The organism is Pseudescherichia vulneris, assembly GCF_902164725.1.
Lineage (GTDB): Bacteria > Pseudomonadota > Gammaproteobacteria > Enterobacterales > Enterobacteriaceae > Pseudescherichia > Pseudescherichia vulneris.
In genome coordinates this window covers 2,427,841-2,435,736 of the sequence record NZ_LR607338.1, presented here as the reverse complement: position 1 = coordinate 2,435,736, position 7,896 = coordinate 2,427,841, and the positions used below count along the sequence as shown (strand labels likewise).

The window sequence follows — 7,896 nt, the reverse complement described above, 5'->3', positions numbered from 1 at the left end:
GCTCCATCCACTGCGCTCTCAATAAGAACGTTCCAATTTTGCCTTTTAAGTGCTAGAGTTTAGACAAAATGATGACAGGTTTTTATTCCATCGTACTTATTACATGATATATGTTGAAAAAGGCTCATATGATTAATGTAAACACGGATACCAAAGAAAGATACAGCAAAACCATACAAAAATTTTTAAATGATAACCACCGTGAGAACTGGTTGAGTTTATATTATCAATTCTCTGCCCTGGACTATCAAAACCCCGTCATGACCCCGGCCGATCTCTACCAGGAGTTATTTCATGCAGTACAACTGGCCAGAGTTTTCCCTGATGGCAAGACATTTGCTGACTGCACGGGAAAAATGGCACCTGAGCTTATTTTAGCGCAATATCGGGAAAAATCGCCTCTTCCTGACTTTAACCTGGCGCTGTTCGTTCATGAGAACTTTTACATTCCCTATGTGAACGAAAGCAACTACGTTTCAGACAGTCCAAAGTCTTTACAAAAACATATCGAAGATCTCTGGCCAATACTCACCAAAGTGTCGGTAAAAACTGAGCACTCCTCACTGCTGGATCTCCCCTACCCGTATATCGTGCCAGGGGGCCGTTTTGGTGAGACGTTTTACTGGGATTCGTACTTCGCTATGCTTGGATTCGTTGATAGTGGGCGTCCTGATTTATTGAAAGATATGACCGATAACTTTGCATGGCTAATAGATCAGTACGGTCATATCCCCAACGGCAACAGAACGTATTTCCTTAGCCGATCCCACCCGCCTGTTTTTTCGCTGATGTTAGAGCTGATAGAGGAAAAGGGACTCGCAAATGCTGATGATTACATTGAGCAGCTGCTAAGAGAGTACAGTTTTTGGATGGAAGGCAGTAATAAAATAGTGCCCGGCCAGGCTCTGCGACATGTTGTCGCCCTGGATGATGGTTCGATACTCAATCGCTATTGGGATGAGAGGGATAGCCCACGGGATGAGTCATGGGCCGAAGATATTGAAACGGCTAACCTCAGCGGGCGTGAACACAGACAGGTTTATCGCGAGCTGCGCTCGGCTGCCGCCTCAGGCTGGGATTTTTCTTCGCGCTGGCTGGATGAAAGTAACAAACTCAGTAGCATCAGAACCACCGCATTTATCCCCATAGATTTAAACGCATTTCTGTTTAATCTCGAAAGAAAAATTTCTGAAATTTTATTGAGAACGGGAAAAACCAATCAGTCTAAAGAGTTTAGATCGCTCTATCTCAGACGTAAAAAAGCCATCAACAAGCATCTGTGGGATAACGCTTCCGGGGTATACCGTGACTATGACTGGGAGAATAAATGTTTTGGCGCATTCTCAGCGGCTTCTCTGACGCCCTTTTACGTTAAAATGAGTTCAGCAAAAAAAGCACACTCCTCAGCCCAGGCTGTAAGAGACCTTCTGCTCACCCCGGGAGGCATTCTCAGTACCGCTTTAGATACCGGAGAGCAATGGGATAAACCCAATGCCTGGGCCCCTCTACAGTGGATGGCAGTAATTGGCTTTGAAAATTATGGGGAGAAAGATCTGGCCCACGAAATAGCGACTAACTGGATACACACGGTTGACCAGTTTTATCAAAAACACCACAAACTGGTTGAAAAATATGACATAACTAATAAAGAAAGCCTTCCAGGCGGAGGGGGTGAATATCCTTTACAGGATGGTTTTGCATGGACTAATGGCGTTACCTATCAACTCTTAATGAGATACAGCAATTAAATAGGACAGCTCGTTAGCCTGGCGCTTTTACCCAGGTTCACTTTAAGGAACAAGAAATATAGTGTGATCTCGCTCGATAATTGGAACGTTCCTACTTACGCAAAAAATAACTCCTCACTAAGATGAGCACCACTTAAAACCGTCTTACTAATGTGTTGGACATTGACTATGGCTAAGAAAGCAAACACACAAGATATTGATAAACTTATACTTCTTGTTGGCGGCGTTGAAAATATCGCAGCGGTAACCCACTGCATCACCCGGCTCCGCTTCGTTCTGAACGATGCATCCAAAGCTCAACCGAAAGAGATTGAAACGCTGCCAATGGTTAAGGGCTGCTTCACTAATGCCGGGCAGTTTCAGGTCGTCATTGGCACCGATGTCGGCGACTGGTACCAGGTTCTGCTGAAACAAACGCAAATGAGCGGTATGGATAAAGAAAGCGCTAAACGTGTTGCCCGCCAAAATATGAAATGGCACGAAAGCCTGATCTCTCACCTGGCCGAAATATTCTTTCCCCTGCTGCCAGCTCTGGTCAGTGGTGGTTTAATTTTAGGCTTTCGTAATGTCATCGGCGATCTGCCACTACATAACAATGAACCCCTTATTAATGCATCAGCGGTGTGGAAAAATATCTACGATTTCCTGTGGTTGATTGGTGAGGCGATATTCTTTTATATCCCGGTAGGCATCTGCTGGTCGGTAATGAGAAAAATGGGGGGCACACCGATACTCGGTATCGTCCTTGGGATCACTCTGGTCTCGCCACAGTTGATGAATGCTTACATGCTGGGGCAGGAGGTGCCTGATATATGGGATTTTGGCCTGTTTACCATTGAAAAAGTGGGCTATCAGGCGCAGGTGATCCCCTCTGTACTGGCAGCAATGGCACTGGCGTGGCTAGAAATCAATCTTAAGCGCATCGTACCCGACTATCTTTCGCTTGTGATTGTGCCGGTGGTGTCTTTGATCATTGCCGTTTTTCTGGCTCATACCCTTATCGGACCCTTTGGCCGTATTATCGGCGATGGCATCGCATGGGGCGTCAGTCATCTGATGACAGGTCCCTTCGCACCTATCGGTTCAGCGCTGTTTGGTTTCCTTTATGCTCCGCTCGTGATCACCGGGGTACATCAGACTACGCTGGCAATCGACCTGCAGCTTATCCAGAACATGGGCGGTACACCGGTCTGGCCGATCATTGCCCTCTCTAATATGGCGCAGGCCTCCGCCGTACTCGGCATCATATTAATCAGTAAAAAAACAAACGAGCGTGAAATTTCCGTTCCTGCCGCCGTCTCCGCCTATCTCGGCGTCACCGAACCCGCGATGTATGGCATTAACATGAAATATCGCTTTCCGATGCTGTGCGGCATGGTGGGATCCGGCTGTGCCGGTCTGGTTTGCGGTCTCTTCAGCGTTACCGCCAGTGGTATCGGCGTCGGTGGTTTACCGGCGATCCTCTCAATACAAACGCGTTACTGGTCTGTCTTCGGCGCGGCAATGATGGTTGCCATTGTGATCCCACTGGTGCTGACCATCGCTATTTACAAAAGAAAACAGGCTTCAGGCAAGCTGCTGATTGTTTAGAGAGAGGAAAAAACTCGTGAAAAATGCTATCCACTGGTGGCAGAACGGCGTTATCTACCAGATCTACCCACGCAGTTTTCAGGACAGTACAGGAAACGGTATTGGTGATATCAATGGTATCACCCGTCGACTGGATTACCTGCAGTGGCTGGGCGTCAGCGCCATCTGGCTGACGCCCATCTACTCATCGCCCCAGATAGACAATGGCTATGACGTTGCGGACTATTACGATATCGATCCTCTGTTTGGCACCATGGAAGATTTCGAAAATCTGATTGCGGCCGCCCATGAGCGTCAGATAAAAGTGGTCATGGACATGGTGTTTAACCATACCTCCACGCAGCATGCTTGGTTCAAATCGGCTGCCAGCGATCGTTTAAGCCCGTGGCGCAATTTTTATATCTGGCGCGACGGTAAAGGCACCCTGCCACCGAATAACTGGCATTCAAAATTTGGCGGCAGCGCGTGGCAGTGGCATGAAGAGAGCCAGCAATACTATCTGCACTCTTTTTCCTCTGAACAGGCCGATCTCAACTGGGAGAATCCGGACGTGCGTAACGCGCTAAAAGCGGTGTGTCACTTCTGGGCGGATAAAGGGATCGACGGGCTGCGGCTGGATGTCATTAACCTGGTGTCGAAGCATCCCGATTTCCCGGACGATCACGACGGGGATGGGCGTCGTTACTATACCGACGGTCCCGCCATTCATGATTTTCTGGAAGAGATGAGCCGGGATGTTTTTCAACCCCGCGGGTTAATGACGGTCGGCGAAATGTCATCCACTCAGCTGGCTCACTGCCAGCGTTATGCAAGGCTGGATGGCAAAGAGCTTTCGATGACCTTTAATTTTCACCATCTCAAAATAGATTATGATGAGGGCAAAAAGTGGAACCGCGGTACGCCGGATCGCATTCATCTGAAAAAGATATTCTCAGAATGGCAGCGCGGCATGCATGGCTTGGCATGGAATGCACTCTTCTGGTGTAATCACGATCAGCCACGCATCGTCTCCCGCCTGGGCGATGACGGCCCCCTGCGTGAGGTTTCTGCAAAAATGCTGGCGATGGTATTACATGGCATGCAGGGCACGCCTTATATTTTTCAGGGTGAAGAGATCGGGATGACCGATCCGCATTTTCAGCATATCGATCAATATCGCGATGTAGAGAGCCTGAATATTTATCAATCCCTTATTACAGCGGGTATCTCTCAGGAACACGTTCTGGCGATCCTGGAGAAAAAATCGCGCGATAACAGCAGAACGCCCGTGCAATGGGACACCAGCGTTAACGCAGGCTTCACCAGTGGCAAAAGCTGGATTGACGTAGCCGATAACTATGATGTCATTAACGTTGAGCAGGAACGGCTAAATGAACATTCAGTCCTGAACACCTATCGCCGTCTCATTGAGCTACGGAAAAGCCTTCCTGTATTGACCCTTGGCGACTATACCGATATGGATCCGCTGAGTGAGAGCATCTGGTGCTACAAACGAGAAGATGGTGATAATAGCCTGCTGGTGTTGGCGAATCTTACACCGGATACAGTCTCAATTGATGATTACTTTGGTGAGAAACAACGCTGGCGTCTGCTGTACGGTAATTATGGCGACGCGCAGAATAGCGTAGCGTCGCTGCGTCCCTATGAATGCATGTGGTGGATGAAATAACCGCTTCTCGCAAAGCGTGATGCCGACGTCTATTTGAGGATACACGTCGGTAATCATTACGTTCACTAGGCAACAAACTGACAGGGAATAACAATTTTTTTCTTTTCGACATTCCCGTTTAACAGAGCGATCAGGAGCTGTATGGCCTCGCGACCCGCATCCGGATAGCCCAGCCTGACTGAAATAACCTCTGGAAATAAAAAGCTCAGCAGCGGAATGCTCCCGATACTGCCTATCTCAATATTAAAATTCTTTTCGCGTATAAATTTGATCGCGCCGAGGGCGATAGTATCCGTCGCGCAGATCAGCGCGCGCGTTTCTGCATTCACGATCTCCGCCGCCAGTTGATAGCCACTCTGATAGGTTAAATTTCCCAATGCTGCGCGGGGAATAAAACCGAACTGTTCACATCCCTGCAGATAAGCCTGGTAACGTTCGCTGCCTGTGGTTTTATCTTTCTCCGCGACGCCAATAAAACTCACGTTTTCAGCACCGTTGTGCACCATACGCTGCATCAGCATTCGCACCGCGCCAGCACCATCATAACGAACCCGGGGAAACCCAGAGAGTTCGCTTTCGATAAGTACCACTCTGTCTTTCCACTGTCGGAGCATGGTGCTGGCGATCCCGGTGAAACCAAAAATAATGACGCCTTCAACCTGACGGTTTTCCAGTACTTTCAGGTGTTCTTCAAGACGTTCCGGTTGTAGCAACGTCTCCATAATCAGCGCATCATATCCGTGCTGATAAACGTGAGGCAAAATGGTCTGCACGGCCTGGTTCTCTGAGGCCGAATCGAGGCGTGTCACGATGATACCGATAATTTTTTCACGCTGGGCGCGGAGAGACTGCGCGGCTTTTGAAGGCGTGAAACCATACTGTTGGATAACGGACTGGACGTGGTCAAGCGTGGATTTTTTGACTTTAGGGCTATTATTGATGACAAGTGAAACCGTGGATTTACTTACACCACTCAATTTTGCAATATCATTCAGAGTGAGTTTCTTACCTTCCATACCTGCTCCACACCTTAGCTTTTCTATCTTGCGACAATCTTAACGCATTACCCGGCCTTAAAGCTTGCCCATATGCAAAATGTGCCCATNGGCCTCTTTTACGCCTGTTCAGCGATCGCTTACAATCGGCAGATCTGACCATCGGGTGGTGTAGCGCGGCGAGAGCATCTCGCGCTTCATCTGCCACGTCTGCTGGATCCCCTGCCCGGCAAAATAGAGCGTCCCCTGCCCTTTTTTTTCGTTGAGTTTATCCAGCACCGCCATCAGCGCCTCGCTGCCCGGACGCGGCGCGTTAGCGTCAAAGAGATCGAGCTGCGCCACGCCCTGGCTGTAGAAATCCCCGAGCATGACGCCCGCCTTCTGATAGCGATGGCCCTCGCGCCAGATGGTATCCAGACAGCGTGTCGCGGCGTGGATAATATCCCGGCTGTCCTGAGTGGGCGTCAGCAGCTTCACCATTGCGCTGTTGCCATAGTAAGGCTCCCCCGGGGCAAAGGGGGAGGTTTTCACAAAGGCCGAGATGACGCGGCAGTATTGATGCTGACCACGCAGCCTGGCCGCCGCCCGCGAGGCGTAGGTGCAGACGGCCTGCCTGACCGATTCATAGTCCGCCGTGCGCTCGCCAAAGCTGCGGCTGCAAAGGATCTCCTGCTTCGCCGGAACAAACTCATCGAACGCCAGGCAGGACTCGCCCCGCAACTCCCGCACCGTACGCTCCATCACCACGCTGAACTGCTTGCGGATAAAGCGGATATCGCTGTCGGCAAGCTGCAGTACGCTTTTGATCCCGTGCGCATCCAGCGCTTTCGCAAGGCGTCGCCCAATGCCCCATACCTCCTCGACCGGCAGCCGTTCCATCAGCCGCCGCTGACGGTCGACGTTCGAGAGATCCACCACGCCGCCCAGCTGCGGCCAGCGCTTGGCGGCATAGTTAGCCAGCTTGGCCAGCGTCTTGGTCTGCGCAATCCCCACCCCGACTCTTAGGTGAGTCTCACGCCACAGCGTGTTGCGGATCTCCTGGCCAAACTCCTCCAGCACCCGACAGTTACGCACCCCGGAGAGATCGCAGAACGCCTCGTCAATGGAGTAGACATCCACGCGCGGGCAGAGCCTCTCCAGCGTCCCCATGACGCGGCGGCTCATGTCAGCGTAAAGCTCATAGTTGCTGCTAAAGCAGGTGACGCGGTGGGCACGAAACAGATCCCGCTGCTTGAAGAACGGTGCGCCCATGGTAATGCCCAGCTTTTTCGCTTCCGCGCTGAGGGCGATCACGCAGCCATCATTGTTGCTGAGCACTACCACCGGCTTGCCTTGCAGATCGGGCCGGAAGACCGTTTCACAGCTGGCATAGAATGAGTTCACATCCACCAGGGCGAACATAGTTCAGCACGTGAATTTGATTATGTGAGTCACGACGCCGAAGATTTCGAGCGCCTCTTCACTGCCGATGCGGATGGGCGTATAGCGGGGATTGCGGGGGTTAAGCTGGACGGTGGGGCGAAGCTGAAGCTCTTTAACGGTAAATTCACCGTCGACGGCGGCGATAACAATATCGCCATGGGCGGCGGTACGGGCACTATCGACCACCAGCAGGTCGCCATCGTTGATGCCGCCGTCGATCATCGAGTCCCCCGCCGCCTTAACAAAGTAGGTCGCGTTGGGGTGGTGGATCATTAATTCGTTTAGGTCGAGACTCTGCTCCACATAGTCCTGCGCCGGGGAGGGAAAACCGCACGGCACCAGATCGCCAAAGAGAGGAAACGCGAGAACCTCGCGCAGCTCTGCGGGCTTGTAAAATGTTAAACTCACGGATGTCACCTTATTATAATAGTTACTGTGTATTTATACAGTAGATTTATATGCGGTCGTGATC

At 50.8% G+C, this 7,896-nt stretch carries 6 protein-coding genes; 3 read left to right on the top strand and 3 right to left on the bottom strand.

Annotated features, from left to right (window positions below):
- Positions 1-128 precede the first annotated feature (128 nt).
- The 3 genes from treF to treC all read left to right on the top strand — a co-directional run bounded on the left by treF (position 129) and on the right by treC (position 5,007).
- Positions 129-1,748, top strand: a complete 1,620-nt coding sequence (treF, locus tag FN633_RS10415) for an alpha,alpha-trehalase TreF (protein ID WP_154057651.1) — start codon at positions 129-131, stop codon at positions 1,746-1,748.
- A gap of 168 nt (positions 1,749-1,916) precedes the next feature.
- Positions 1,917-3,338 (top strand): PTS trehalose transporter subunit IIBC, encoded by a 1,422-nt coding sequence (treB, locus tag FN633_RS10410; protein WP_154057650.1) that lies wholly within the window; start codon positions 1,917-1,919, stop codon positions 3,336-3,338.
- Positions 3,339-3,354: 16 nt separating this feature from the next.
- Entirely contained in the window at positions 3,355-5,007 is a 1,653-nt protein-coding gene (treC, locus tag FN633_RS10405; RefSeq protein ID WP_154057649.1) for an alpha,alpha-phosphotrehalase, read from the top strand.
- Between the two features lie 65 nt (positions 5,008-5,072).
- Here treC and treR read toward each other — a convergent pair whose 3' ends face one another.
- The 3 genes from treR to FN633_RS10390 form a co-directional block, all read right to left on the bottom strand.
- Positions 5,073-6,023, bottom strand: a complete 951-nt coding sequence (gene treR, locus FN633_RS10400) for a trehalose operon repressor TreR (RefSeq protein ID WP_154057648.1) — start codon at positions 6,021-6,023, stop codon at positions 5,073-5,075.
- A gap of 108 nt (positions 6,024-6,131) precedes the next feature.
- Positions 6,132-7,403, bottom strand: coding sequence for a Y-family DNA polymerase (locus FN633_RS10395; protein ID WP_154057647.1), 1,272 nt, complete (start codon positions 7,401-7,403; stop codon positions 6,132-6,134).
- Positions 7,404-7,406: 3 nt separating this feature from the next.
- Positions 7,407-7,832: a translesion error-prone DNA polymerase V autoproteolytic subunit gene (locus tag FN633_RS10390; RefSeq protein WP_154057646.1), complete on the bottom strand. Its 426-nt coding sequence runs from the start codon at positions 7,830-7,832 to the stop codon at positions 7,407-7,409.
- Between the last annotated feature and the right edge of the window lie 64 nt (positions 7,833-7,896).

Bases quoted from the DNA above. Each gene is read 5' to 3' on its own strand.
- treB (WP_154057650.1), top strand. From the start codon at position 1,917: ATGGCTAAGAAAGCAAACACACAAGATATTGATAAACTTATACTTCTT.
- FN633_RS10395 (WP_154057647.1), bottom strand. From the start codon at position 7,403: ATGTTCGCCCTGGTGGATGTGAACTCATTCTATGCCAGCTGTGAAACG.
- treR (WP_154057648.1), bottom strand. From the start codon at position 6,023: ATGGAAGGTAAGAAACTCACTCTGAATGATATTGCAAAATTGAGTGGT.
- treF (WP_154057651.1), top strand. From the start codon at position 129: ATGATTAATGTAAACACGGATACCAAAGAAAGATACAGCAAAACCATA.